Genomic DNA, 1,076 nt, shown 5'->3' with positions numbered 1-1,076 from the left:
TAATAAGCTTAGAAAAATAAAGCTGTAAGACTGAATAGGCTTGACATCTAAGAAAAATTTATTGTTTGCTGTAAATATCAGAAAAATAATTTTGTGTACATTTACAGTCATGGTTAAGAAAAGAGCCATAACAATTCTCACAAAACTCCTAGATTTAAAGGATGTAAAAGTCGTAGGGCAGCGTCTTCATGCTGGGGTTGGTATTATTTTACAAACTGAATCAATGAAATCATGCAGTCTTTGTCCTCAATGTGGTACAAAAAGTGAGAAATTACATCAAAACCATCGGTATATTATTAAGGACTTGCCTTGGGGAGAAAAACCAGTATTCTTAGAAATAAATAGACGACAATTCAAATGTAATAAATGTCAAAAGCCTTTTAGTGAAGACTTGGATTTTGTAAGAAAGAAGAGAACTTATACAAAACGACTGGCACAGAAAATAATACAAGATGTTCTATCAAACGATATCCACAGTGTTGCGTCTAAAGGAATAGTAACAACCGAAGAAATAGAAAGGATGTTAAAAGACGCATCTGAAGCTACCCACAATTCAAAACCTTCGCAACTAAAAAGACTTGGGATTGATGAAATAGCTTTAGTAAAAGGCAAAGGTCACTATTGTGCAGTATTTATAGATTTAGATACATCTAAGCTCCTGGCAATTTTGAATGGAAGAACAAAAGAAATAATCAAAGAAGCCCTTATAGCATGGGGGTATGAGGTTTTAGATCAAATAGAAGAGGTAAGTATTGATTTGTGGCAAGGTTATAAAAACATAGTTACCAAATTAATGCCCAATGCTCAGGTAGTAGCAGATAGATTTCATGTGATGACTCAGATAAATAAAGAGCTAGACACACAAAGAAAAAAAGAGAGAAGAAATGTAGAAGAGCTAATTAAAAAAGCGAAATCAGCAGAGGATAAAGCTGAGTACAAAATCATATTGTCAGGTTTGAAGAATAGTAAATATTCCTTGCTTCAGAATGAAGATAATCTAAATGAATCACAGACATCGAAGCTTTTACAAGTCAAAGAAGTCTCTCCCATTTTGAAAGCAATGCATCACTTCAAAG

General features: G+C 33.3%; 1 protein-coding gene. It reads left to right on the top strand.

All coding sequences use genetic code 11. The annotated features are described in order from the left end of the window. Positions 1-109: 109 nt before the first annotated feature. On the top strand, positions 110-1,076 hold a 967-nt coding region (locus UYC_RS0134875), incomplete at its 3' end, for an ISL3 family transposase (protein ID WP_016879854.1).

It is taken from the genome of Chlorogloeopsis fritschii PCC 6912 (assembly GCF_000317285.1).
In the GTDB taxonomy this organism is placed as follows: Bacteria; Cyanobacteriota; Cyanobacteriia; order Cyanobacteriales; family Nostocaceae; genus Chlorogloeopsis; species Chlorogloeopsis fritschii.
Note: the sequence above shows the minus strand (reverse complement) of the source record. Positions and strands in the feature narration are given on the sequence as shown.